19 protein-coding genes and 1 pseudogene are annotated in these 24,699 nt (G+C 66.0%); 13 read left to right on the top strand and 7 right to left on the bottom strand.

The window, feature by feature from the left end; all coding sequences use genetic code 11:
• Nucleotides 1–25 precede the first annotated feature (25 nt).
• The 4 genes from AC1DDG_RS04600 to AC1DDG_RS04585 all read left to right on the top strand — a co-directional run bounded on the left by AC1DDG_RS04600 (nt 26) and on the right by AC1DDG_RS04585 (nt 5,322).
• Entirely contained in the window at nt 26–1,318 is a 1,293-nt protein-coding gene (locus tag AC1DDG_RS04600) for a glycoside hydrolase family 76 protein (protein ID WP_476875101.1), read from the top strand.
• Between the two features lie 194 nt (nt 1,319–1,512).
• Complete coding sequence (locus AC1DDG_RS04595) at nt 1,513–2,559, top strand: iron ABC transporter substrate-binding protein (protein WP_476875100.1); 1,047 nt, start codon at nt 1,513–1,515, stop codon at nt 2,557–2,559.
• 4 nt (nt 2,560–2,563) lie between these two features.
• Nucleotides 2,564–4,156 carry an ABC transporter permease gene (locus AC1DDG_RS04590; protein ID WP_476875099.1) on the top strand — a complete coding sequence of 531 codons (1,593 nt, stop codon included), beginning with the start codon at nt 2,564–2,566 and terminating at the stop codon, nt 4,154–4,156.
• Nucleotides 4,153–5,322, top strand: coding sequence for an ABC transporter ATP-binding protein (locus AC1DDG_RS04585; RefSeq protein ID WP_476875098.1), 1,170 nt, complete (start codon nt 4,153–4,155; stop codon nt 5,320–5,322). The genes AC1DDG_RS04590 and AC1DDG_RS04585 overlap by 4 nt, the downstream gene beginning before the upstream one ends.
• A gap of 96 nt (nt 5,323–5,418) precedes the next feature.
• Here AC1DDG_RS04585 and AC1DDG_RS04580 read toward each other — a convergent pair whose 3' ends face one another.
• Together AC1DDG_RS04580 and AC1DDG_RS04575 are read right to left on the bottom strand one after the other, a co-directional pair.
• Nucleotides 5,419–7,047: a glycoside hydrolase family 32 protein gene (locus AC1DDG_RS04580; RefSeq protein WP_476875097.1), complete on the bottom strand. Its 1,629-nt coding sequence runs from the start codon at nt 7,045–7,047 to the stop codon at nt 5,419–5,421.
• Between the two features lie 89 nt (nt 7,048–7,136).
• Nucleotides 7,137–7,745 carry a YdeI/OmpD-associated family protein gene (locus AC1DDG_RS04575; protein ID WP_476875096.1) on the bottom strand — a complete coding sequence of 203 codons (609 nt, stop codon included), beginning with the start codon at nt 7,743–7,745 and terminating at the stop codon, nt 7,137–7,139.
• An 83-nt stretch (nt 7,746–7,828) separates the two neighbouring features.
• Here AC1DDG_RS04575 and AC1DDG_RS04570 point away from each other — a divergent pair, with 83 nt between their 5' ends.
• The 6 genes from AC1DDG_RS04570 (at nt 7,829) to AC1DDG_RS04545 (ending at nt 13,694) form a co-directional block, all read left to right on the top strand.
• On the top strand, nt 7,829–8,575 hold the full coding sequence (locus tag AC1DDG_RS04570) for a VOC family protein (protein ID WP_476875095.1): 747 nt from the start codon (nt 7,829–7,831) through the stop codon (nt 8,573–8,575).
• Nucleotides 8,576–8,704: 129 nt separating this feature from the next.
• Nucleotides 8,705–9,244 carry an NUDIX hydrolase family protein gene (locus AC1DDG_RS04565; RefSeq protein ID WP_230120490.1) on the top strand — a complete coding sequence of 180 codons (540 nt, stop codon included), beginning with the start codon at nt 8,705–8,707 and terminating at the stop codon, nt 9,242–9,244.
• An 87-nt stretch (nt 9,245–9,331) separates the two neighbouring features.
• On the top strand, nt 9,332–10,420 hold the full coding sequence (locus AC1DDG_RS04560) for a DUF6707 family protein (RefSeq protein WP_476875094.1): 1,089 nt from the start codon (nt 9,332–9,334) through the stop codon (nt 10,418–10,420).
• An 82-nt stretch (nt 10,421–10,502) separates the two neighbouring features.
• Entirely contained in the window at nt 10,503–11,228 is a 726-nt protein-coding gene (locus AC1DDG_RS04555) for an SRPBCC family protein (RefSeq protein ID WP_476875093.1), read from the top strand.
• A 33-nt stretch (nt 11,229–11,261) separates the two neighbouring features.
• On the top strand, nt 11,262–12,557 hold the full coding sequence (tgt, locus tag AC1DDG_RS04550) for a tRNA guanosine(34) transglycosylase Tgt (protein WP_476875092.1): 1,296 nt from the start codon (nt 11,262–11,264) through the stop codon (nt 12,555–12,557).
• A 195-nt stretch (nt 12,558–12,752) separates the two neighbouring features.
• A complete protein-coding gene (locus tag AC1DDG_RS04545; RefSeq protein ID WP_476875091.1) occupies nt 12,753–13,694 on the top strand; it encodes a type IV toxin-antitoxin system AbiEi family antitoxin domain-containing protein in 942 nt (313 codons plus the stop codon).
• 101 nt (nt 13,695–13,795) lie between these two features.
• Here AC1DDG_RS04545 and AC1DDG_RS04540 read toward each other — a convergent pair whose 3' ends face one another.
• The gene (locus tag AC1DDG_RS04540; RefSeq protein WP_476875090.1) at nt 13,796–14,506 is read right to left on the bottom strand and encodes a queuosine precursor transporter; all 711 of its coding nucleotides are present in this window, start codon (nt 14,504–14,506) and stop codon (nt 13,796–13,798) included.
• Nucleotides 14,507–14,749: 243 nt separating this feature from the next.
• Nucleotides 14,750–16,134, bottom strand: a pseudogene (locus AC1DDG_RS04535) (MFS transporter).
• A 162-nt stretch (nt 16,135–16,296) separates the two neighbouring features.
• On the opposite strand from AC1DDG_RS04535, the gene AC1DDG_RS04530 reads away from it, so the two are divergent.
• Complete coding sequence (locus AC1DDG_RS04530) at nt 16,297–17,154, top strand: hydroxymethylpyrimidine/phosphomethylpyrimidine kinase (RefSeq protein ID WP_476875089.1); 858 nt, start codon at nt 16,297–16,299, stop codon at nt 17,152–17,154.
• 277 nt (nt 17,155–17,431) lie between these two features.
• Here the strand turns inward: AC1DDG_RS04530 and AC1DDG_RS04525 are convergent, their stop codons facing one another.
• Nucleotides 17,432–18,730, bottom strand: a complete 1,299-nt coding sequence (locus tag AC1DDG_RS04525) for a serpin family protein (RefSeq protein WP_476875088.1) — start codon at nt 18,728–18,730, stop codon at nt 17,432–17,434.
• Between the two features lie 254 nt (nt 18,731–18,984).
• On the opposite strand from AC1DDG_RS04525, the gene AC1DDG_RS04520 reads away from it, so the two are divergent.
• Nucleotides 18,985–19,341, top strand: coding sequence for an iron chaperone (locus AC1DDG_RS04520; RefSeq protein WP_476875087.1), 357 nt, complete (start codon nt 18,985–18,987; stop codon nt 19,339–19,341).
• A gap of 70 nt (nt 19,342–19,411) precedes the next feature.
• On the opposite strand, the gene AC1DDG_RS04515 is transcribed toward AC1DDG_RS04520, so the two are convergent.
• On the bottom strand, nt 19,412–21,160 hold the full coding sequence (locus tag AC1DDG_RS04515; protein ID WP_476875086.1) for a pyruvate dehydrogenase: 1,749 nt from the start codon (nt 21,158–21,160) through the stop codon (nt 19,412–19,414).
• A 415-nt stretch (nt 21,161–21,575) separates the two neighbouring features.
• Nucleotides 21,576–23,060 carry a helix-turn-helix domain-containing protein gene (locus AC1DDG_RS04510; RefSeq protein WP_476875085.1) on the bottom strand — a complete coding sequence of 495 codons (1,485 nt, stop codon included), beginning with the start codon at nt 23,058–23,060 and terminating at the stop codon, nt 21,576–21,578.
• A gap of 172 nt (nt 23,061–23,232) precedes the next feature.
• Between AC1DDG_RS04510 and aceA the strand changes: the two genes are divergently transcribed.
• Nucleotides 23,233–24,564: an isocitrate lyase gene (gene aceA / locus AC1DDG_RS04505; protein WP_476875084.1), complete on the top strand. Its 1,332-nt coding sequence runs from the start codon at nt 23,233–23,235 to the stop codon at nt 24,562–24,564.
• Nucleotides 24,565–24,699 lie beyond the last annotated feature (135 nt).

The following is a 24,699-nucleotide window of genomic DNA, read 5'->3' as shown; positions in this document are numbered from 1 at the left end:
TCGCAGCATTCGCTAGGCTGGCGGGATGACCCAGTCCGACGCTTCCGCCGCCCCTGAGGACCAGCCCAGCCCCGGGAAGTCCGGCACGCCAACAGACTGGGCCGGCCGCGCCAATGAGGCCGCACGGTCGGTCACCCACATGTTCGGCCAGCGGCTGTTCTTCCTGCCCGGAACCCACATCGCCGCCATCACCCGCCCCTCGGGTCGCCTTCGGAACCTCGTCCGGCCGTGGCATTACTGGTGGCAGGCGCATTACGTGGACTGCCTCGTGGACACCGGCCGCCGCGAACTCGGCACCGCCGGCCAGCCTCCGGCCCGGTTCGACGGCGAACACCGCCCCGGCGCCGGCCAGCTCGCGTCCCGCCTGGTGACCGGCATCCGGCTGCGGAACTTCCTGACGTTCGTCAACAGCTATTACGACGACATGGCCTGGCTGGCCCTGTCCACCCTTCGGCTGGAGAAGCTGGCCGAGGAGAGCCGCAGGCCAACCCGCCGCCGCGACGCCCGGATCCGCAAGAGCCTGACGCTCCAGTTCGACTCGGCCTCCACCGACGACCTTGGCGGCGGCACGTTCTGGAGCAAGAAGCGGGACTTCAAGAACACCCCGGCCACGGCACCGGTGGCGCTCTACTATGCCCGCACCGGCAACCCGGCCAGGGCCCAGGTGCTGCTGGACTGGCTCGACGCCAGGCTCTTCGATTCCGTACGCGGACTCTACCTGGACGGCCTCCGGATCAGCAGGACCGGCGAGACAGTCCTTGAGAGTGCCATCTACACGTACAACCAGGGGCCCGTCCTCGGCGCCCTGCTGGAGCTCGGCGGCGCCAAAAACCTGGAGCGCGCCGCCGTGGTGGTGGATGCGGTGGCTCGCCATCTCACGGTGGAAGGGCCGCCGGGCAACGGCGGCGCGGGCACACCCGGCACAGGCACCGGCGGCACCGGCGGCGCCAGCGCCGTCCTCCGCTGCGACGGAACGGGCGACGGCGGGCTGTTCACCGGGATCCTGACGCGCTACCTTGCGCTCGCCGCACGTGACGGACGGCTGCCGGAGGGCACCCGGGCCACCGCCGCCCGGCTGGCCACGGACACCGCCGAAGCATTCTGGAACGGCCGCCGGACCGTATCCCCCGCCGAGCCGCTCGCATGGCACGGCGGGGAGGGGCACCCGCTTTTCTCCTCGGAGCCGCATCGGCCGGCGAGTGACACGTATCCGCCGGGGGCCGCCGTCGAACTTTCCACCCAGCTCCAGGCCTGGATGATCCTCGAAGCCGCGGCGGCAGTAGCCGCCGGCAAGCAATCGGGCACAGCCGCCCAGTAGACCCACCCAGCAACGAGACACCGAGAATTACGTCACGCAACAGTTACGTAATTGATGTGATCCTTATCACTTTCGCGGCTTGCGGCTTGGTAGCTTAGGTATGGCTAACCTACAGTTTTTCGAGTGAGCTTCACCTAACTTCCCCAGCTCACAAGGACTGCGGTCCGACCAGACTTTTGCAGAAAGAAGCCCCGATGAAGATCCGCAACAACGCGCTGGCCGGCATCGCAATCGCCGCCACAGCAGCCCTCGGCCTGTCGGCCTGCGGCTCCAGCGCCTCCCCGTCCGGCACGTCCTCCGCGGCAGGCACCAACGGCGAGATCACGGTCTACAACGCCCAGCACGAAAGCCTCACCCAGGAGTGGGTGGACGAGTTCACCAAGGAAACCGGCGTCAAGGTGACCCTCCGCCAGGGTGATGACACGGAGATGTCCAACCAGATCGTCCAGGAGGGCCAGGCCTCCCCGGCGGATGTCTTCCTCACCGAGAACTCCCCCGCGATGGCGCAGGTGGAGAACGCCGGCCTGTTCGCTGATGTGGACAAGGACACCGTCGCCCAGGTCCCCGACGCGTTCCGTCCGAGCACCAACAAGTGGACGGGCATCGCTGCCCGCTCCACCGTCCTTGTGTACGACAAGACCAAGCTGACCGAGGACAAGCTGCCGAAGTCCATGCTGGATCTGGCCAAGCCGGAGTGGAAGGGCAAGTGGGCCGCTTCACCGTCCGGCGCCGACTTCCAGGCCATCGTTGCCGCCCTCGTCGAACTCAAGGGCGAGGCCGCGGCCGACGAGTGGCTCAAGGCCATGAAGGACAATGCCAAGGTCTACAAGGGCAACAGCACCGCCATGAAGGCCGTCAACGCCGGCGAGGTGGAATCCGCGCTGATCTACCACTACTACTACTACGGCGACCAGGCCAAGACGGCTGAGAACTCGAAGAACGTCTCGCCGTACTACTTCAAGAACCAGGACCCGGGCGCTTTCCTCTCGATCTCGGGCGGCGGCGTGCTGAAATCCTCGAAGAACGCCGACAAGGCCCAGGCCTTCCTGAAGTTCATCACCGGCAAGAAGGGCCAGGAGATCCTGCAGAAGGGCACGTCCTTCGAGTACGCCATCGCCTCGGACGTCCCGGCCAACGAGAAGCTGGTCCCGATCAAGGATCTTCAGGCCCCCACCGTGGACCCGGCCAAGCTTAACTCCCAGAAGGTCACCGATCTGATGACCAAGGCAGGACTGCTGTAATTCTGTGATCACCGATCCATCGGCGCCGGCTACGTCCGGAAGCACGACGACGGCGGGCCGGGGCAAGCGCCCCCGCCCGCCTTTCGGCGTATCCGCCGTCGCTGTCCTCGCAGTGCTGATCGCACTGTTCTCCCTCGTCCCGCTGGCCTATGTCGCCTTCATGACGGCAGCCACCGGCTGGGACACGGCAGCAGCGCTGATCTTCCGGCCGCGGGTCGGCGAGCTGTTGCTGAACACCGTGCTGCTGATCACCATCACCGTGCCGCTGTGCCTGGTCCTGGGCGTGGGCGGTGCCTGGCTCGTGGAACGGACCAAGCTGCGCGGCCACAAAATCTGGGCTGTGCTCCTCGCGGCTCCGCTGGCCATTCCCGCGTTCGTAAACAGCTACGCGTGGGTGTCTGCCGTGCCGTCGCTCGAGGGCCTGTCCTCCGGCGTGCTGATCGCCACGCTGTCCTACTTCCCGCTCGTGTACATTCCGGCCGCAGCGACTCTCAGCCGGCTCGACCCCGCGGTGGAACAGTCCGCGGCGTCGCTGGGGCTCGGCGCCTGGCGGGCCTTCTTCCGGGTGGTCCTGCCGCAGCTGCGGATCGCCATGACCGGCGGCGCCCTCCTGGTCTCGCTGCACCTGCTCGCCGAGTACGGCGCCTTCGCCATGATCCGGTTCGACACCTTCACGACGGCGATCATGGTGCAGTACAGGTCAACGTTCAACGGCACTGCCGGAAACATGCTCGCCAGCGTGCTCGTGTTCTTCTGCCTGATCCTGCTGCTCCTTGAAGTCCGCAGCCGGGGCAATGCGCGGTACGCACGGGTGGGCTCGGGCGCCCAGGCCAGGGCGCTGCGGCTCCCCCTGCACTCCTACCAGCTGCCCGCGCAGCTCGCCCTCCTGGCGCTGACAGCCCTCGCGTTCGGGCTGCCGCTGCTGTTCGTGCTGCGCTGGATCGTCGCCGGGGGCGCCGACATCTGGACGGCCGACGAGTTCATGCCCGCCCTTCTCCAGACGCTCGGCTACGGGCTGGCCGGCGCCGTGGCAACCACCGCCGTCGCGTTCCCCATGGCCTACCTGGCCGTGCGCCACGCCGGCTGGTTCAGCAAGGCCCTGGAACTGTCCAACTACGTGACCAGCTCCATGCCGGGAATCGTGGTGGGCCTGGCCTTCGTCACCGTCAGCATCCGGCTGATCCCCGATCTTTACCAGACGGCGGGCGTGCTGATTGCCGCGTATGTCCTGCTGTTCCTGCCGCGCGCCCTGGTCAACATCCGAGCCGGGCTGGCCCAGGCACCCAAAGAGCTGGACGAGGCCGCACAGGCCCTCGGCAGCCCGCCGCTGCTGTCCTTCCTCCGCGTGACTCTGCGCCTGACCGCACCGGCGGCCGCCGGCGGTGCGGCACTCGTTTTCCTGGCAATCGCCAACGAGCTGACCGCCACGCTCCTCCTCTCCCCCAACGGCACGCGTACGCTCGCCACGGAGTTCTGGAGCAAGAGCAGCGAAATCGACTACGCCGGCGCCGCGCCCTACGCCCTGCTGATGATCGTGATCTCGGCGCCCATGACCTATTTGCTCTTCCAGCAGTCCAAGAAAGTAGCGGGACAGTGACCGAACAATCGCCCTCCAGGCTTCCGGAACCCCGGATCTCGCCGTCAGTGGCGCCGAGCACCAACAGCCACCTGGTGATAGACGGCGTCACCAAGAACTTCGGTTCCCAGGCTGTGCTCAAGGGCGTCAACCTGTCCGTGGCCAAGGGCGGCACCACCGCGATCGTGGGACCCTCCGGATCCGGCAAGACCACGCTGCTCCGCCTGATCGCCGGCTTCGAGCATCCCGGCACCGGCACCATTTTGCTGAACGGCACTCCGGTAGCGGGCGGCGGCGTATGGAAGCCGGCGCACAAGCGCCACGTCGGGTATGTGGCCCAGGACGGCGCCCTGTTCCCGCACCTGACCGTGGGCCAGAACATCGCCTTCGGGCTCAGCGCCTCAAAGCTCAACGGCGGGCGGCGCGCCGTGACCGCGCGGGTCAACGAACTGCTGGAGATGGTTTCACTGGACACGGGCATGGCCAAGCGCCGGCCGCACCAGCTCTCCGGGGGCCAGCAGCAGCGGGTTGCCCTGGCACGGGCGCTGGCCCGCGAGCCTGAGCTCATGCTGCTGGACGAGCCTTTTTCCGCCCTGGATGCCGGTCTCCGGGTGGCCACACGCCGTGCGGTGGCCAAGGTGCTCAACGAGGCCGGCGTGACCACGATCCTGGTGACGCACGACCAGGCGGAGGCCCTGTCCTTCGCCGATCAGGTGGCCGTGATGCGCGGCGGCAAGCTGGCGCAGATCGGCAACCCGTTCGTCGTCTACACCCGCCCGGCGGACCGTGCCACCGCCGAATTCCTGGGCGACGCCGTCATCCTCGATGCCTGGATGGAAGGCTCCCTGGCCACCTGCTCGCTGGGCGGCATTCCTGTCCGGCGCCCGCCGGCCCAGGGCCGGGTACAGCTCATGCTCCGGCCGGAGCAGATCCGCATCGCCGAGGACGGCCCCATCCGGGGCGTGGTGGTGGACACCGACTACTTCGGCCCCGAGACCACCGTGCGGCTCAAGCTGGCCGTCCCGCCGAAGCTCGCCGGCGCCATGCCGGACCACCGCTACCCCGGCGGCGGCGAAGTGATCACCATCCGGCACTGGAACGCGTCCATCGCCCAGCCCGGCACCGAGCTGTGCCTGCGCGTGGTGGGCGAAGCGGTGGCATTTCCGCTCGACGGCGCCGGCGACTGAACGTCCGGCCGCTGATTGGGCTGCCGAAATCCCACCAACCCTTGGGCCCCTGGCCAGGGTGCCCGCCCAGGGTGCCTGACCCTAGCGCGCCTGAGCCTAGCGCGCCGCGGCCAGCGGCGTGTACCTGAACGACGTCAGCAGCACGCTTCCGCCGGAAGTGGCAGCGCTGAGCGTGTGCTGGCCGGACCGGGGGAAGACCAGCGAGGTCAGGGTCTGCTCGCCGCCGTTGACGAAGACTTCCACTGACGAATAGTCCACGAAAAGCGTCAGCTCCACCGTTCCCCGGCCGGGAGCGGTCCCGTTGCGCGGCGGGCTGGCGGCAGTCCTGCGGTCCGTGAACACCGGTCCGAGCGCCTCCACACCGGGGACGACCGCAGCCCTGGACAGCGAGGCCTTGCCCTCCTCGAAGTTGTAGCCGACCGTAGCGAAATCCGCGGAGCCGCTCGTCAGCTTCAGGAGGGCTTCCGATCCGTCGTCGTCCGGCCTCCGTTCGAGGGTCACATCCAGCCGGTACGCGCCGCTCTTCGGAGCCGGCAGCTCGCCCGCGCCGTTCGGCGTGACCTGCCGTTCGCCCACGGTCTCCGGCGTACCTTCCAGGACGGACATGGACCCGGTGGGCGCCGAGACCAGCGAGGGGCGGCCGTGCACCGTCTTCAGGCGGATGTCGCGCACCATTGAATCGGCGCCGCCCTGCCAGTCAGTGGTGGGCAGCTTGCGCGCGTAGTCCCAGTTGTTCATCCAGCCGATGGCGTGGCGGGATGCCATCCGTTCGCCTGCCGGAAGGCGGGGATCATCCCAGGTGACGGCCGCGTAGAAGTCCGATCCGGCGTCGAGCCATTGATGTGTTGCGTCGGCCGCGGTGAACGCGGCCCCGTCCCACTTTCCGGTCCAGTAGGCCACTCCGGTGGTCCGGCCCTCTTCGGAGCCGTTGGCGCTGGCTGCCAGGACCCACGTGCGTTTGGCGGGATCACCGTCGAGGTCCAGCTGGAACAGATCCGGGCACTCGAGCACTCCCAGCCCCTTGCGTTCGAAGCTTGAGGCGTACCGCCAGTCCTTGAGGTCCTTCGAGGTGTAGAAGCCGATTTTTTCGCCCTCGGCCAGGGCCATGACCCACTGCCGGTTGGCGTCGTCGCGGATGATTTTCGGGTCCCGCCAGTTCTGCTGCCCGGGGTTGTCCATGACGGGGTTGCGGTCATAGGCCTTGAAAGTAAAGCCCTTGTCCGTGGAGTAGAACAGTGACTGCCGCTGGACGCCCTTGTCCTGCTGGGTCAGCACGGCGATGACGGCGTCCTTGCCGAAGCCCGCCGTATTGTCGTGGTCCACCACGGCGCTGCCCGTTTCGACGTCGCCCAGGCCGTTCTTGAACTTCTCGATGGCCACGCCCTCGTCCTTCCAGTGCACCAGGTCGGTGCTGGTGACGTGATACCACTCGGTGCCGTTTCCCTCCGGATGGTCGGCGTTGTAAAGGTAGTAGTAGTGCCACACCCCGTCCAGCAGGAACGGCCGCTGGGGATCGTTCATCCACTCCTTCGCGGGAGTCAGGTGGTAGCCGGGGCGGAACTGGGAGGCTCCCTCGGGCCGGCTGATGCCGGGGGGAGCGGGTGCGGGCTCCGTTCCTTTCGGCCCGTCCTGCCGGGCGCCGGAGGCGAGGTTGACGGTGGCAGCCACGGCCAGCAGGAGGACCAAAACGCCGGCCACCGCGATCCAGAGGGCACGGGGGCCCATCGTCCGTAGGGAAATCCTCTGCATGTCCGCCGATCGTGTTGGGTGGCAACAATTTTACCGCGGCGGGCCGTTTGCCTTCCCGGACCGGGTCATGCCCCGGTCTGCCCCGCCGGGCGCCTCTTTTGCGGGTACGGGGTCTCGCCGCGGGCCAGCATCTCCACGAAACCCGCGATTTTCCGTTCCCGGGTGGAGGCTTGCTTGACCGAGTTGGTGCGGTAGATGAGGGCGTAGCGGTTCACCGAGGTGAGGACGTCGAAGGTCGCCTGCGCGTCGGGGACGGCAGCAATGGCGGCAGCAAGATCATCCGGGACTTCCGCCGTCGCCTGCCCTGAATACGCCGCTTCCCAGCGGCCATCCGCTTTGGCAGAGTCGACGGCGGCCCGGCCGGCGGCGGTCACTTTCCCGTCCCTTTCCAGCCGGGCAACATGGCCCACGTTCCGCTCGGACCAGGGGCTCTTCGGGCCGCGGCGCGTCATGCGCTGAAAGTAGCTGCCGCCGTCGCGCTTCCTGACCTGGCCGTCGATCCAGCCGTAGCACAGCGCCTCATCGAGGGCAGCGTCGTAGTCCAGTTCCGTGACCGTGCCGCCCTTTTTGTGCAGGACAAGCCACACGCCGGGACTGTGTGAATGGTTCAATTCCAGCCACTCGCGCCACGCGGCGGCATCCGGCACCAGCAGTTCCTCGAGTTCAACACCCATGCGCCTATTCTGCCCCGTGCCGGACTATTCAAGTCGTGGCATTATGGCCATGACAGCACCGTGTCCGAATCCGAGGAGAGCCCATGTTGCGTGTCCGCCCCGTTCACTTCACATCCCGGATGGAGCCGTGGGAGCGGCTCCTCACGGACCTGGGCCTGATCAAGACACTGGACGACGACACCTGGCGGGAATTCGACGCCGGTTCCGGCCGGATTGCGCTCCAGCACACCCCGGCCGGTGCCGGGAACGACGGCACCACGTCGTTCGGCGTCGAGGTGGGCGATATTGAGGAGTTCGCCCGGCGCACCAATCTGGCGGGGGCGGAGACTGGAAACACTCCGGCCGAGCTGGTCCCGCCGGATGTCGGCGACTCCTGCAGGATCACGGGCGAGGACGGCTTCACCTTCATGGCAGACAAAGCCGCCCACTTCGCACAATGTGCCGACGCCGATACGGGGTTGTCCGTCGTCGCGGTCTGGTTCACCGAGGACACCGCCTTGGCGGCCGACACGCTCAGGGGCATCGGTGCCCGGTTCCGTCCCGTCCCGGATGACGATGAAACCGCCGATTTCACCGCCAAGAACGGCGGGGTGCTGATGGTGCGCCCCGGTTCTGGCCCAGCGCGGTCCGGCTTCGGATTTGAGTACGACGGCGATCTGGATGCTTTGCGTGTCCGGCTCACCGCGGCGGGCCACGAGGTCAGCGTGACCGAGGAAGCCTTCGGGCGTTCGCTGCATGTTGCCAACCCGGACACGGCCGGCGACGCCGCTGCCGCCGCGCATGTGCCGCCCACGCTCTGGATCTCGAAGCGGGCTCCCCGCGGTTCGTAGCCCGGGTTTCAGGGCTGCGGCCGCCGAAGGGCGAGATCTCGGTGCTTAGACCTGCGTAAGTGCCTCCGCTGAGAGCTGAGATCCCACGCGTCGGCGGCCGGACGGGTGGTGATGCGGTAGAACTTAACCATGAACGTGCGCACCCCAGACCCCAATCCCGGCTGGCTCTCCGACGAGGACCTCTTCGAGGCCCGCGGACGGCTCCCCATGGTCTATGTGGAGGCCGTGCCGGTGCGGCTCGATCCGCTCGGATTCGTGAACGAGGTGGGCACGCTCCTGCAGGCGGACGCGGACGGGACCATGGTCCGTTCGCTTGTTTCCGGCCGCGTGCTCTACCGCGAAACCATCCGCGCCGCACTTCTGCGCCACATGGAGAAGGACCTCGGCCCGCTCGCGTTCCCGCAGCTGCCCATCAGCCCGGTGCCGTTCACTGTGGCCGAATATTTTCCCGCGCCGTCACACACGGGCTTCACCGACGACCGGCAGCACGCCGTCTCGCTTGCCTACGTCATCCCCGTCACCGGCGAGTGCGAGCCGCGCCAGGATGCCCTGGAGCTCACCTGGATGACTCCCCAGGAAGTGCTCAGCGACGGCGTCCAGCTTGAGTTCAGCGGCGGCCGCGGAGCCCTCGTGCGGCAGGCCCTGGCGTACGCCGGCGTCGGCGGCTGACAGCGCCCGGAGGGTCCCGCCTCCCCGACTTCGCACTCCCTCCTTTGTAGACTGTTGGGCGGACCGCAAGAGAACTTAAGGACTCCGATGAACCACCAACCAGCTGCCCAGACCTACCGCGCACAGCAGGCTGGGTCTTTGCAGACGGGCGACCACCTTCTCCTGCCGGACGGCCAGCGGTCAGCCGAAGTCCACTCAGTGGAAATCGAAAACGATGACTTCGGCACGCCGGCCATCGTCCTCGCGACCCTCACCGGCGGCGGCATGCTGCGGATTGCCGCCGGCTCGTCGGTCCGGATCGCCGGCGCAGAATCCGCTTCCGGCGGACCGGCAGGGTCCGCTGTCGGCGGCGTTCAGGACGGCGGCGTCCAGGACGGCGGGGACACTGGAGTCCAGGACGCCGAGGTCCAGCCCGGTGCCGCCCAGGAGTCCGACGTCGTCACCCCGCTTCAGGTCGTTGAGCACCCCGACGCCGGGGCGGCTCCGTCGCCGGCGCCTCCCGCCGTCGTCGTACCTCCCCTGCCGGTCACGACGCCGGCGGTGATCGGGCCCAGCGCCGAAGACCTGGCCCTCATCCCGGAACCAGCCGGGACGCCTGAATCGGTGGTGGAGGCCGTGGCAGAGGCGCATCCGGACTCCGTTGGAGTGCTGCTGCTGGCGGACAAGCTGGTCAAGGGCATCAACACGAAGTCCGGCAGCTGCCTCAAGGACCTCAGCGACCTCGCCCACGAGCTTTTCATCATGCTCAAGGACACGGACGGCGCACTCGCCGTTGCCGACCTCCTGAACGTGCTGCCCTTCGACGGCAACCCCGGCCGTTGGTCGTCGGTGGAAGCGTCGCTCTCACTGTCCACCTACATCTGCCGCCAGACCGGCCAGAAAGAACGCGCGGCCGTGTACGAGAAGCTGCTCCGCGCGCCGGACAGCCAGGAAAATGACCCATTTAAGGCCAGGATGCAGGCCCGGGTGCGCCAGCGGTCACTGAACGAGCCGAACCTGTACGACAAAGAAATCTTCCGCTCCATGGACAATTCCAACCATGAGGCCGAGCGCGAATGGCGGCTGCTGCGCCTTGAGTCGCTGCTGTTCCTGCGCGCGCACGGCGGGTCGCAGACCATCAGCGCCGGTGAGCTGGAGCGGCGGATCGCGAACGAGCTGGAGTCAGTCCGGGCATAGGCCCATGACTGCCCGGCGCGGGCTTCGGATGATTCCCTGTTTCCTCTAGCCCCGGGCTGTACCGAAGTTGTAAATTCAGGCCATGACGAACAATCTGAGCGTTGTGATCAATTCTGATGCCCCGCAGGTTTGGACGATGCTGCGTGAACCGGCCAAAGTAGCCCAGTGGCATGGCTGGGAGGCCGAGGACCTCAGCGCGGAAATCAATGAGATCTACTTCAACAGCACCGTGGTTGAGGGCTCGGACCACACTTCGCTGACCGTCGACGGCGGTGACGTCTTCAGTCTCAAACCGGTGCCCACGGGAACCGAGGTCAGTGTCACGCGCGCGGCATTGGACCACAACTCCGAGTGGGCGGCCTGGGACGAAGACATCACCCAGGGCTGGCTGACGTTCCTCCAGCAGCTGCGGTTTGCCCTGGAGCGGCATCCCCACGGCACCCGCCGGACCTGCTTCTTTTCCGTTCCGGGGACCGGGGGCTCGGCGATCGAAAAACTGGGGCTGAAGGAAATCCCGGCCGCCGGGGAGAACTATTCGCTGACCCTGGACACGGGCGAGGAAGTCTCCGGCCGGGTCTGGTACAAAACCAACCACCAGGTGGGCCTGACCGTGCACAGCTACGCCGAACACGGCGATGGCCTCCTGATTGTGGCCGACCAGCCCGTGATTCCGGAAGTCAGGCCCGACGGCGGCTCCCTCGTGATCCTCTCGACCTACGGTCTGGGGGCCCACAGCCTCGAAACCATCCGCAGCCTGTGGGACGACTGGCGGGCTGAGAACTACCCCACATCAGAGCCCATCCACTGAGGTTTAGCCGGGGCAAGCTGGCACACTGGAACCGTGCCAGCCAATCCTGAACCAGTGCCGCCAGCCCGCCAGTCGCAGTTCTCGTTCCGTGTGGGAAAGCGCCTCGCTGAGACCTGCAGCCCGTCCGCCGAACAAGTGTCCGCCAACGGTGGCGAATTCCTCGGCAGGACCGGTACCATCGCCACCCCGCACGGGGAGATCCAGACCCCGGCGTTCATCGCCGTCGGGACCAAAGCGACCGTGAAGTCGGTGCTGCCCGAGTCAATGGCCGAGCTCGGGGCGCAGGCACTTCTGGCCAACGCCTATCACCTGTACCTGCAGCCGGGGCCGGAAATCCTGGATGAGGCCGGCGGACTCGGCGCATTCATGAACTGGCCCGGCCCCACCTTCACCGATTCCGGAGGCTTCCAGGTGATGAGCCTGGGCTCCGGGTTCAAAAAGGTCATCGACATGAAGACGGCGCCCCCCATGGACCAGACTGTGTCCGACAATGCCGTGGCCGCAGGCAAGGAGCGTCTGGCCCACGTGGACAACGACGGCGTGTGGTTCAAGAGCCACCTCAACGGGGACCGGCACCGGTTCTCCCCCGAGATCTCTATGCAGGTCCAGCACCAGATAGGTGCGGACATCATGTTCGCCTTCGACGAGCTCACCACGCTGCAGAACTCGCGCGGCTACCAGGAGGAATCACTGGAGCGCACGCGGCTGTGGGCCCTCCGCTGCCTCGATGAGCACTTCCGGCTGACGTCGGAGCGCGCCGGGAAGCCGTACCAGGCCCTGTTCGGCGTGATCCAGGGCGCGCAGTACGAGGACCTCCGCCGGAAAGCCTGCCGGGACCTGGGTGCCATGCCGTTTGACGGCTACGGGATCGGCGGTGCCCTGGAGAAGGAGAACCTCGGCACGATTGTGCGCTGGTGCAACGAGGAGCTTCCGGAGAACAAGCCCCGGCACCTGCTCGGCATTTCCGAGCCGGACGACATCTTCACGGCCATCGAAAACGGCGCGGACACCTTCGACTGCGTCTCCCCCACCCGCGTGGCACGGAATTCCGCGTTCTACACGCCGGACGGGCGGTTCAACCTCTCCGGCGCCAAGTACAAGCGCGACTTCGGCCCGCTGCAGGACGGCTGCGACTGCTACGCCTGCCTGAACTACTCACGGGCGTACATCCACCATCTGTTTAAGGCCAAGGAGATGCTCTCCGCCACGCTCATCTCCATCCACAACGAGCGCTTCGTGGTGAAGATGGTGGACGACGCCCGGCTGGCCATCGAATCCGGCGACTTCTTCGAGTTCAAGGCCGAGACGCTGGGTCGGTACTACTCCTAGGTCTCCTGCGCCTCTCGGCCGCCTGCGCCGGGGCCGGCGCCGCCGTCGAAGTCGCCGGAAACGTGCGGGGTCGCCGGAAACGGGCGGGGTCGCCGGAAGGCCCCGGCGATTTGGCAGGTTTCCGGCGAACTTACGTTTTCCACATAGCGACGGCGGGGCCTCCCGGGAGCTTAGGCGGCCAGTGAAGCTTGTTCCATGCCACAAATCACCATCCCGGCGCTCCCGACAAGGGGCGACCTCTGGCGTACGGAGCAGTTGCTCGACCTCGGTTACAGCTCCCGTGTCATCAAATCGCTGGTGGTCTCCGATGAGCTGGTCCGGCTGCGCTACGGCTGCTACATCCGCGCCAGCCTCTGGAATGCCCAGACCCGGCGCGCCCGAAGCCGTCTGCTGATCCATGCGCACGCGCATGGAACACGCACGACGTCCACCGGCGGCTTTGTTTACAGCCACACGTCCTCGGCGCGTCTGCATAGCCTGTTTCTGTGGGATGTGGACAACCTCATCCATCTCCTCCAGCGGGTACGCCCATCCAGTGAGCGCCATGGCAGGGACGTCCGGTGCCACACGCGTCCCTTCACCGAACAGGACGTGACGCTGGTGAGCGGGCTTCGGACGACGTCCCTGGAGAGGACAGCCGCGGATTGCGCCATGATGCTGAACTACCGGCAGGCGCTGATAGTCATGGATCATGCCCTACGGCTTGGTGCTGACCGAACAACTCTGCAGACGATGGCAGCGACATTGGAGGGGCGCCGCGGGATCCGGACATTCCGCCGCGTGCTCGAGACGGCCGATCTCCGGTCGGAATCCCCCGGCGAAACGCTGGCCCGGGAGCTGATCCTTCGGCTGAAGATCAAAGCGCCCGAGCCACAGGTTGAGGTCACGAGCCGGGCCGGGAGGCACCGTCTGGACCTCGCCTGGAAGCAAGAGAAGGTCGCTCTCGAGTTCGACGGCAAGACCAAGTATTTCGACTACAAGCCCACCGCAGAAGTGCTCTTTCAGGAGAGGCGCCGCGAAAAGGCCCTGATGGAAGAAGGCTGGATCTTCCTTCGCGTCGAGTGGAAGGACCTCTTCCAGGAGCAGGAATTCAAGAACCGTCTGCTGCGAGTCCTTGCCGGTCGCCCACCGACGTAGGCCGTCAATTCGCCCGGAAACGTGCGWGTTCGCCGGTAGCTTGCGGCGAACTCGCACTTTACCGGCTACCTCAGTACAGAAGTACGACGGCGGCCGGTCGGCTAAGCTGCCTGGCGCACCGCGCCGTAGCTCGGCTCGCGCTTCTTGATCCAGCCGATCACGAGGGCCGTCACCGGGACGAAGAGGAACTCCACGAGGGTCTTGTACAGGAAGCCCACCAGCACATAGTTCACGAACGTGCCGAAGTCCGTGATGCCGATGACGGATGCCGCAATGCTGCAGAAGATGAGCGTGTCAACGAACTCCCCGGCTACCGAACTGCCCATGATGCGCGCCCAGAGCGACTTCTCTCCCGCGCGGGCCTTCATCTTCACCAGGATCCAGGAATTGATGGTCTGGCCTGCAAAGAATGCCAGCAGCGAGGCCAGCACGATCTGCGGGACGGGACCCAGCGCGCCCTCGAGAGCGGCCTGCTTGGATGCGCCGAACTCGTCGTCGAAGCCGGGCAGCGCGATGATGATCCAGTAGCAGACGGAGGCAAAAACGGACAACGCGAAGGTGGTGACGATGGCCTTTCGCGCCACCTTGAAGCCGTACACTTCGCTGATGACGTCGCCCAGGATGTAGGCCAGCGGAAACAGGAAGAAGCCGCCGTCCGTGACGATTGGCCCCAGGGCCACTCCCTTTGATGCCCCGATGTTGGACAGGATGAGCACCACGGCCATCAAGGCCATCATGATGCCGAAGTAGGGCGAGCCGATCGAGGCAAACCTCGGCGGTGCTGCGGCCGGGAGGGTCTTGGCGGAGGTCATGGGTGTTCCATTCGTAGTGGTTCGCTCGGCCGCCCCGGTCCTTCTGAAAGGACAACGCAGGTCGGCCGGCTGTATTAGCACTGGAAGCCCGGGCATCAGCGCCGGGCCGCCTCCAATTGTCGCATCCGCGTATCGGACAAAGCCCGTCTGAAGCATGGCGCACGACGACGGCGGGCCGCCGGGCCCCTGGAACCCGAAGGTCACCGCTGAACCGGCCGCCCGCCGTCGTACTCTTCCGGGAGCTTAGGCGTTGACGCGATCGTCGTCGTCATCCTTGCGTTCCGCCGGGGCCGACGGCCAGGCGTTGCCCTGTTCGCGGTCCAGGTGCGTGATCTTCCTGTTCTTCAGAGCGAAGATGTAGACCAGAAGTGAGATGCCGATCGCCACCGTGACGTAGGTGAAGAAGAGGTCAACCTGGTCGGACTTCTGCAGCGCCGCGCCAATCAGGGGCACGGTGCCGCCGAAGAGTGAGTTGGCGATCGCGTAGCCGAGTCCGACGCCGAGCGCGCGGATGGAGGCCGGGAAGAGCTCGGCCTTCACGAGGGCGTTGATGGACGTGTAGCCCCCGACGATCAGCAGCCCGCCCATCATCAGCAGGAAGGCGGTGAACGGGTCCTTTGTGTTGGACAGCGCGGACAGCAGCGGCCAGGTGAACAGGACGCCGGTGATGCCGAACCAGAGGAGCAGGGGCTTGCGGCCCACCTTGTCGGAGATGATCCCGTAGACCGGCTGAAGGAGCATGAAGATCAGCAGCGCCCAGAAGTTGATGACCGAGGTGTCCGTCTTGGCGATGCCGGACGTATCGTTCATGAACTTCAGGATGAAGTTGGTGTAGGTGTAGAACGCCACGGTGCCGCCGAGCGTGACGCCGATGCAGATCAGCAGCGGCTTCCAGTGCCTGGTGAACAGCAGCTTCATTGTGCCGGGCCGGGCCTCGCCGGCAACCGCCGGGGCCTTGGCCGCGAGCACCTGATCCTCGGACAGCGTTTCCTCCATGGAGCGCCGGAGCCACAGCACCACCAGAGCGGCAACGCCGCCGATCGCGAACGGATCCGCCAGCCCCACTCGGTCAGGGTGGCCTTGTCCATGGCGTTCTGCAGGATGACGAGGACCAGCAGGGCAAGCATCTGGCCGCCGATGAGCGTGACGTACTGGAAGCTGGAGAAGAAGCCGCGGCGCTTGGACGTGGCGGCCTCGGACATGTAGGTGGCGCTCGTGCCGTATTCGCCGCCCACGGAGAAACCCTGGACCAGGCGGACGAAGATCAGCAGGAGCAGCGCCCAAACCCCGATCTGCTGCGTGGTGGGCAGGACCGCGATGGCGAACGAGCCGGCCGACATCATGGTCACGCTGAGCGTCAGGGCGGCCTTGCGCCCCTTGCGGTCCGCGTACCGGCCGAAGAACCAGCTGCCGATGGGGCGCATCAGGAAGGACGTCGAGACGACGGCCATGGCCTCGAGCCCGGCCTGCAGCTCGTCCTTGGAACTGAAGAAATGCGACTGGAAATACGCCGCGAAGACTGTGTAAACGTAGAGGTCGTACCACTCCACGAGGTTGCCGGCGGAGCCTTTGAGGATGTTGCCGACCGCTCTTCGGGTCTGTGCTGTCTCGGTCAGTTGGGTGCTCATCAATGAACCTTCCTGGATTCAGCGCGACAAGAAAGCAACGCCGTCCGCCGCCCTATGACCTGTGACCGGCACCACCCGGCTTTTGGTCATATTGGTCTCGGGCCTTTATTTTTGGTCATACGCACAATGCAGGCACTTTGTGGCCGGTGGCAGGATGGGGGCATGACCCTTGCTGAAGTCACTGAGACCCCTGACCGGACCACTCCCGCCGTCGTCCTGACCATCGCTGGCTCCGAGGCCACCGGCGGCGCCGGCGCGCAGGCTGATCTGAAGACGTTCCAGGAACTGGGCGTCTTCGGCATAGCCAACCTGACCTGCATCGTCTCTTTTGATCCCGGGAACAGCTGGAACCACCGCTTCGTCCCCGTGGACCAGGAGGTCATCGCGCACCAGTTGGAGGCGACGACGGCGGCCTACGGTGCCGCTTCCGGCGCACCGTCCGTGTTGGACACCGTGAAGATCGGCATGCTGGGCAGCCCCGCCACCATTGGCACCGTTGCTTCCGCGCTGGTCCGCTCCGGGTTCAGCAATGTGGTGCTGGATCCGGTGCTGATCTGCAAAGGCCAGGAGCCGGGACACGCCCTGGACACCGACCAGGCGCTGAAGTCCCAGATTCTGCCGCTGGCCACGTTCGTCACGCCCAACCACTTCGAGGCGGAATCGCTTTCCGGGCTTAAGATCACCGACGTCGAAACCCTCAAAGAGGCGGCCGTCCGCATCCACGAGCTCAGCGGGGCAGCCGTGTTGGCCAAGGGCGGAGTCCGGCTTGCCGGTCCGGACGCCGTCGACGTCTTTTATGACGGCGAAACGCTTGAAGTCCTGTCCGCGCCGAAAGTCGGCGAGGTGGCTGTCTCCGGCGCCGGTTGTTCGCTGGCCGCCGCCGTGACTGCCGAGCTCGCGAAGGGTGCGACTCCCCTCGAGGCAGCCCGGACTGCCAAGTCGTTTGTCACTGCAGGTATCCGCAACCGTGTGGCCTCAGGCGCCCCGTTCGATGCCCTCTGGCAGGGCGGTCCGCGGTAACCCCAGCGGCCTTTCAGCCAGGACCCTCTCTCACCTTTCGCACCAGAAACCCGCACGCTCTCTCACCCTTCGCGCCAAAAACCCGGACGCTCTCTCACCTTTCGCACCAAAAACCCGCACGCTCTCTCACCTTTCGCACCAAAAACCCGGACGCTCTCTCACCTTTCGCACCAAAAACCCGGACGCTCTCTCACCTGCTGAGAGAGCGTTCAGGAGTTTGCTGCAGGATCTGAGAGAGCGTTTGCGATTTCGCTGCTGGATCTGAGAGAGCGTCGGGTTAGGAGCGCGGATCGGCCATCGTTCCCATGAACAGCGGCAGGCCGGTTTCAACGTGCACGATCTGATAATGGAACGGCCGGTCGAAGGCAATGGACCGCTCCGGCTGCGGCGGAGCACTGGTAACCATCCCGTTGATCTGGGTGACCGCCGCTGCGATGGTGCCCTTTTCGGCGACCGTGATGTTGGCAGCTTGTGCGGCCTGGGTGATCATCATCTTGGGCTGGATGTTGTTGAAGTCTTCGGTGGTGCTGAGGGTCTTGTGCAGGCCCACGGTTTCGAGGACTTTGCGGAGGTCAAAGCTGCATTTGTGGTCCCAACGGGGCAGCTGGATCTGCACCGTCTCTAGCGGCGCGGCATCGAAGGCGTCCGCGATTTCCGTGAGCTGTGTAGCGGTGACGGCAGCGGAGGCGGGGCGGGAACCGGCCCCGGCGTTGGCTGCAGCATCCGGCAGAACGAGGCGCATGACGAAACCATCGGCGTAGGGAAGGTCCACCCCGCGCCAGCCTGGCCCTTCCGCGTACTTCATCTGAAGCATGCTGTGCATGGCGGGCGCCTCGATTTCCTCGCCGGATGCCGTTCTGAAGGGCAGGTCCGAGGTCTCGCCCGGGTCAAACGGCACGCTCCACGCGGACGCGAAGTACAGGGAATTGAGCAGACTGAAGGTGTCCCGGGGATCGTACTCGGCGGGGGCTTCCTTGATCCGGCCGCCCGTGTTCCTGTTCACCCAGGAATCCATGGCGGGCTTCGTTGCACCCTCATCGCTGAAGTCCACGGGATACACACCGGTTCCGTAGTGCCGGGCAAGAGTGTCCAGGAAGGACTCCCCGGTGGGCACGTCCTTATCCACGAACAGTCCGTTGGCGGCGTGCATGACCGGTTTCCGCGGCGGGTTGTCCTCGTCCACGGCCCCGGGGTCGCCGTCGAACTTCCCAAGCGCAGCGAGAACCGCGTTCATGGCCTCATCGCGGTTCGCCGCGGGGAGCTGCAGGACGCTGTCCATCTCGGCCGCCGTCTCGCCGGAAGCCCCAGCGCGAAGCATCGCGAGGGCAACCAGGAGGCTCGCAGGCGAGGACACCACGTTCCCGTTGGCACCGTCGCCGCCGTCAGCCATCAGGGCCTCGCCGAGCCCGAAAGCGGAAGCCCGGAAGGAGCGAAGCTCAGCGGCATAAGCGGTGCGGTCAAGCGAAACCCGCTCCACGCCGTCGGCCTTCAGGAGCTCTGGAGACGAAGCCGCACACCCTGTCAGCGCCACAAGCGCCCCTGCAGCCGCGATGCTGGCCAAGCGGAATGTCTTCATTGCTCCCCCTTTGGACCTGCATTTGACGGGATCCCGCCCATCTCCCTTCAGTCAACCAGCCTGACCCCGCCAGTTCGATGCCTGCAGGGTCACGGTTCGCCGTCGGTTTGGTCTCGCCTGCTCCGACGCTCTCTCACTTTTCGCAACGATTTCGCCAACGCTCTCTCAGATCCCGCCGCGGCGTATTCTCGAGACATGCCGAAAGCGGAGTAGAGGCGGTTCCGTCGGGACCTGGAGGGATGGAGGAACCAAGCATGGCAAACCATTTCAACAGCGTTGACGAATACATTGCGTCGTTCCCCGTCGACGTGCAGGGCACCCTCCAGGAGATCCGGCGCCGGTGTTCCGCTGCCGTGCCGGGTTCCGGCGAAGTGATCAGCTACGGCATCCCGACCATCACCCTGGACGGGAAGTACGTGGTGTATTTCGCGGGGTGGGCACACCACATTTCCGTGTATCCCGTGCCGGCCGGAGACGCTGACTTCGAAGCTGAAATCGCCCCGTACCGGTCCGCCAAGGGAACGCTGAAATTCCCCTTGGACAAGCCCATACCGTACGAAATCATCGAAAAGACGGCCGCGCTGCTTGCGGTCAAGCGCCGCGGGCGGTGACCACCGCCGGGCGGCAGCCGCCGTCGAAGGCGAACGACGGCGGCAGCACCGTCGTCGTCCGCTGCTGAACCTAACGCCGCGGGATGTTGCGCAGGTTGCTCCGCGCCATGCTCACGGCCTCGCCGGCGCCGCGGTTGAGGACGACTTTCGACATGGCGGTCGCGAAGCCAAGGACCTGCGAACCGGTGATCTTCGGCGGAATGGACAGGGCCTTGGGATCCGTGATGAGTTCAACCAGCGACGGTCCCGGATGCGCGAAGGCCTCGCGGTAGGCGTCCTCGATCCGCGCCGGATCGGTGATGCGGACGGAGTGGAAGCCGAGCGCCCGGGCGACGGCGGCGTAGTCGGCGTCGGGCACGTCCACGCCGAAATCGGGCAGCCCGTCCACGAGCATTTCCAGTTTGACCATGCCCAGGGTGGAGTTGTTAAAGACCACCACGTTCACCGGTAAACGATGCGCTGCAACGGTGATGAGCTCGCCAAGCAGCATGGACAGGCCGCCGTCGCCCGAGACCGAGATGACCTGCCGTCCGGGATAGGCAAGTTGGGCGCCAATCGCGTGCGGGAGGGCGTTGGCCATGGAGCCGTGCAGGTACGAGCCGATCAGCCGGCGCGTGCCCAGCGGGTTGATGTAGCGGGCGGTCCAGACGTTGCACATCCCGGTGTCCGCGGTGAAGATGGCATCCTCGGCCGCCACCTGGTCCAGGAGGGAAGCCGCGTACTCCGGGTGGATCGGTTGCTTCTTTTCCACCTTGCGGGTGTAGGCCCCCACTGCCTTGTTCATGAGCCGGTCATGCTTCTTGAGCATCTGGTTGAGGAAGCGGCGGCTCTTCTTCCGGGTGATCAAGGGCGTCAGCGCAGTGAGCGTGGGCAGCACGTCGCCATGGACGGCGATGTCGACGTCGGTCCGCCGGCCAAGCTTGTGGGCGGCGCGGTCCACTTGGGCGGTACGGGTACCTGGAAGGAACTGGTCATAGGGAAAATCGGTGCCGAGCAGGATCAGCAGGTCCGCGTCCTCGATTCCCTCGGCCGCGGCGCCACAGCCCAGCAGCCCGGTCATCCCGATGTCGTACGGGTTGTCGTACTGCATGAAGTCCTTTCCCCGCAGCGAGTGGCCTATCGGGGCGCCCACCAACTCTGCGAGGGCGACGACTTCGTCGTGGGCGCCTTGCGTTCCTGCGCCCGCAAAGATGGCGACCTTGTCCGCCGCGTTGATGGCGTCGGCGAGCTCCCGGACGCTTTGCGGGTCCGGGGTGAGGGTAGCGGGCCGGAAAGCAGCGGGCAGCGGAGTTTCGCCCGTCGCTTCGAGTCCGGCGATATCGCCGGGAAGGGTCACGACGGCGACGCCCCCTAACGCGACAGCGTGCTGGATCGCGCTGTGCATCACCCGGGGCGCCTGTTCCGCTGTGCTCACCAGTTCCGAGTACACCGAACATTCGTTGAAAATCCGGTCGGGATGGGTTTCCTGGAAGAAGCCGCTGCCGATCTGTTTGCTCGGGATATGCGAAGCGATGGCCAGAACGGGCGCCCCGGAGCGGTTCGCGTCGTACAGCCCGTTGATCAAGTGAAGATTGCCGGGACCGCAGGAGCCGGCGCAGACTGCAAGCCGGCCGGTCAGTTGGGCTTCCGCAGCGGCGGCGAACGCGGCGGCCTCTTCATGCCGGACATGGATCCAGTCGATTCCGCCATTGGTCGCGCCGCCGGTCTTCCGCACGGCATCGACAATCGGGTTGAGACTGTCCCCCACGATCCCGTAAATTCGCTGCACTCCGGCAGCCTGAAGTTGTTCGATGAGCTGGGTGGCGAGTTCCTTGGCCATGAGTGCACACTTCCGCGATCAGGTTGATGAGCTGACAGGGCCCAATATAGTCCGCCCAGCTTGGGGCGCTTCCCAGGGGAGGACCCGTCGACTAACGCCTTGGGAGCTGAGAGAGCGTCCGCCGACAACCCGCAGGAAGTGAGAGAGCGTCCGCTGGCGCCCCGCAGGACGTGAGAGAGCGTCCGCTGACGACCCGCAGGAACTGAGAGAGCGTCCGCCGGCGACCCGCAGGAACTGAGAGAGCGTCCGCCGGCGACCCGCAGGAACTGAAAGAGCGTCCGCCGGCGCCCCGCAGGAACTGAAAGAGCGTCCGCCGGCGACCCGCAGGAAGTGAGAGAGCATCCGCCGACGACCCGCAGGAAGTGAGAGAGCATCACAGGGGCCGGGCGGGGCAGCGCCCAAGACCGTGCGCGCGCTAGCTCCCGGAGTGCGCCTGCAGGAACGAGTACACCTCGGTCTCGTCCACGCCCGGGAAAGCACCCGGGGGCATGGCCGCCAGCAGGTGCGAGTGTGCCCGGGCGGACGGCCAGGCGTTGCCCGCCCATTCCGACGCCAACGCGGCCGGCGGACGCTTGCAGCAGTTCTCGTCCGGGCATGTGGACTTGGATCGCTCGGTGGTGTCACGCCCGCGGAACCATTTCACGTGCGCGTACGGCACGCCCACGGAGAGGGAAAATTCACCATTGGCTGAGCGTTCCGTCCGGGCTGTGCACCAGTAGGTCCCGGCCGGGGTGTCAGTGTACTGGTTGTAGGCACTGAACTTGTCGGCCACGTCGAAGACCACCCTGCTGGTCCAGTTCCTGCACGAGAACTGGCCCTCAATGGCGCCGGTATGGTCGTGCGGGAATGTCACGCCGTCGTTCTCGTAGGCCTTGTAGATGATTCCGCTCTTGTGCGTCTTCTGGAAGTGCGTGCGGATGTCCAAGTGCTGGGTGGCCAGATTGGTGAACCGGTGGGCGGCCGTTTCATAGGACACCGCGAAAGCGTCCCGGATGTCCTCCACAGCTATTTCCTTGGCCAGCTTCGCCTTCTGCAGGAATTCCACAGTGGCCTGCTCGGGAAGGAGCAGGGCCGCCGCGAAATAGTTGGTGGCCACCCGCTGCATCAGGAAATCCCCGTAGTTGGTGGGGGTCTGGTGGCCCAGGACGTAGTGGCCCAACGCCTGCAGGAGCACGGAGCGGGGATCGTGGTCCGAGCGCTCATTCTGCGTCAGATAAATTCGGTGATTCTTAAGATCCGTCACGGAACGCGTGGAATGCGGCAGGTCGCCAACGTGGTGCAGGGAGAAGCCGAGGTGCCCGGCAATGTCGGCGATCACGTGATGCGAAAGCGGGCCACTGGTGTGCCCCACGGACGCCAGGACCTTTTGGGCCTCGGCCTCGTACTCGGGGAAATAGTTGTTCCGCTCGCGCATCATGGCCCGCAGTTCACCGTTGGCGCGACGGGCTTCTTCGGGCGTGGCAATCTGCTCATTCAGCTTGCGCTCCAGCTCGTGCTGGAGTCCCACCATGGACTCCAGCACATCCATGGGAAGGCGCGAACTGATGCGGATTTTGGGCAGGTTCAGGGACTCGTAGATCGGGCTGCGCTGGTAGCGTTCCAGCTCGATCTCCAGCGCCGCCCGGCGGTTGGGCGGCTCTGCCCCCAGCAGCTGGTCGATGGTGACGCCCAGCGCCGCCGCAAGCTGCTGCAGCAGGCCCAGTTTGGGTTCCCGCTTGCCGTTTTCGATCAGGCTCAACTGGCTGGGGGCCGTCCCGACGGCGGCACTGAGGTCATCGAGGGTCTGCCCTGCCGCTTTGCGCAAGTGCCGGACGCGGCGGCCCAGGCTGATGACGTCGACTTCCGGCGCGGCGGGGGACGGCGGCGATTCGGCTTGTCGGCTCCAGCTGGTTGTGTGCATTTCTTGAGCTTACGCGAAGAAGTGCATTTCTTTCCATGGTTTTACCCTAGTAACCCCCTTGAAAGTGCAGAAAAGTGGGGAACACGGAAAGAAACACCGCACCGAGCCAGCCGGCCCCGACTGCAAAGACGCAGGACGGGCCGGCTTCCGGAGCACAAACTAGGAGACAAAGATGACTGCAGCATTTGAGCCCACCCAGCAGACGCCCGAAGAACAGGCCGCCGCACTGGAGCTCGAGTGGGCCGCCAACCCCCGCTGGGAAGGTGTGACCCGTGACTACAAGGCTTCCGACGTCGTCCGCCTCCGCGGCCGCGTCTCTGAAGAGCACACGCTGGCCCGCCGCGGCTCCGAAAAGCTGTGGAAGCAGCTGACCGGGGAGCACAAGGAAGGCAAGTACACCAACGCCCTGGGCGCCCTGACCGGCAACCAGGCCGTGCAGCAGGTCAAGGCCGGCCTCCGCGCCATCTACCTCTCCGGCTGGCAGGTCGCCGCCGACGCCAACAACTCCGGCCACACCTACCCGGACCAGTCGCTGTACCCGGCCAACTCGGTCCCCACCGTGGTGCGCCGCATCAACAACGCACTCCTCCGCGCCGACCAGATCGAATTCTCCGAAGGCATCCAGACGGTCGAGGACTGGATGGTGCCGATCGTCGCCGACGCCGAGGCCGGCTTTGGCGGCCCGCTCAACGCCTACGAACTCATGAAATCCATGATCCAGGCCGGCGCCTCGGGCGTTCACTGGGAGGACCAGCTCGCCTCGGAGAAGAAGTGCGGCCACCTCGGCGGAAAGGTGCTCATCCCCACCCAGCAGCACGTCCGCACGCTGAACGCCGCCCGACTGGCCGCCGACGTCGCCGGCACCCCGTCCGTCATCATCGCCCGCACCGACGCCGAGGCAGCAACCCTGATCACCTCCGACGTCGATCCCCGCGACCAGGAATTCGTCCTCCGCGAAGGGGGACAGCCGGTCCGCACCCCGGAAGGCTTCTACAAGGTCCGCAACGGCATCGAACCCTGCATCGCCCGCGCCAAGGCCTACGCCCCGTACTCCGACCTCATCTGGATGGAAACGGGCACCCCGGACCTCGAGCTGGCCCGCAAGTTCGCCGAGGCCGTCAAGGCCGAGTTCCCGGACCAGATGCTCTCCTACAACTGCTCGCCGTCGTTCAACTGGCGCAAGCACCTGGACGACGCCACGATCGCCAAGTTCCAGCGTGAACTCGGCGCCATGGGCTTCACGTTCCAGTTCATCACCCTGGCCGGCTTCCACGCCCTGAACTACTCGATGTTCGACCTCGCCCACGGCTACGCCCGTGAAGGCATGAGCGCCTACGTCGAGCTGCAGGAGAAGGAATTCGCCTCCGAGACCCGCGGCTACACCGCGACCAAGCACCAGCGCGAAGTCGGCACCGGCTACTTCGACGACATCGCCACTGCGCTCAACCCGAACGCATCCACCCTGGCCCTGGTGGGATCCACCGAAGAAGGCCAGTTCCACTAGCACTCGTTCGACGGCGGGACTTGCCTGCGGCCTTCGGTCCGGCATTGCTCTGCCTGCTATTCCCCATGCCCGGGTCCGACCTCGCTGAGCGAGGACGGACCCGGGCACAGGGCCCCTTTTACGCAGGCTGCCGCA

It is taken from the genome of Arthrobacter sp. 10L430, assembly GCF_056395245.1.
The sequence above is the reverse complement of the archived record's forward strand: the minus strand, read 5'-3'. Positions and strand labels throughout refer to the sequence as shown.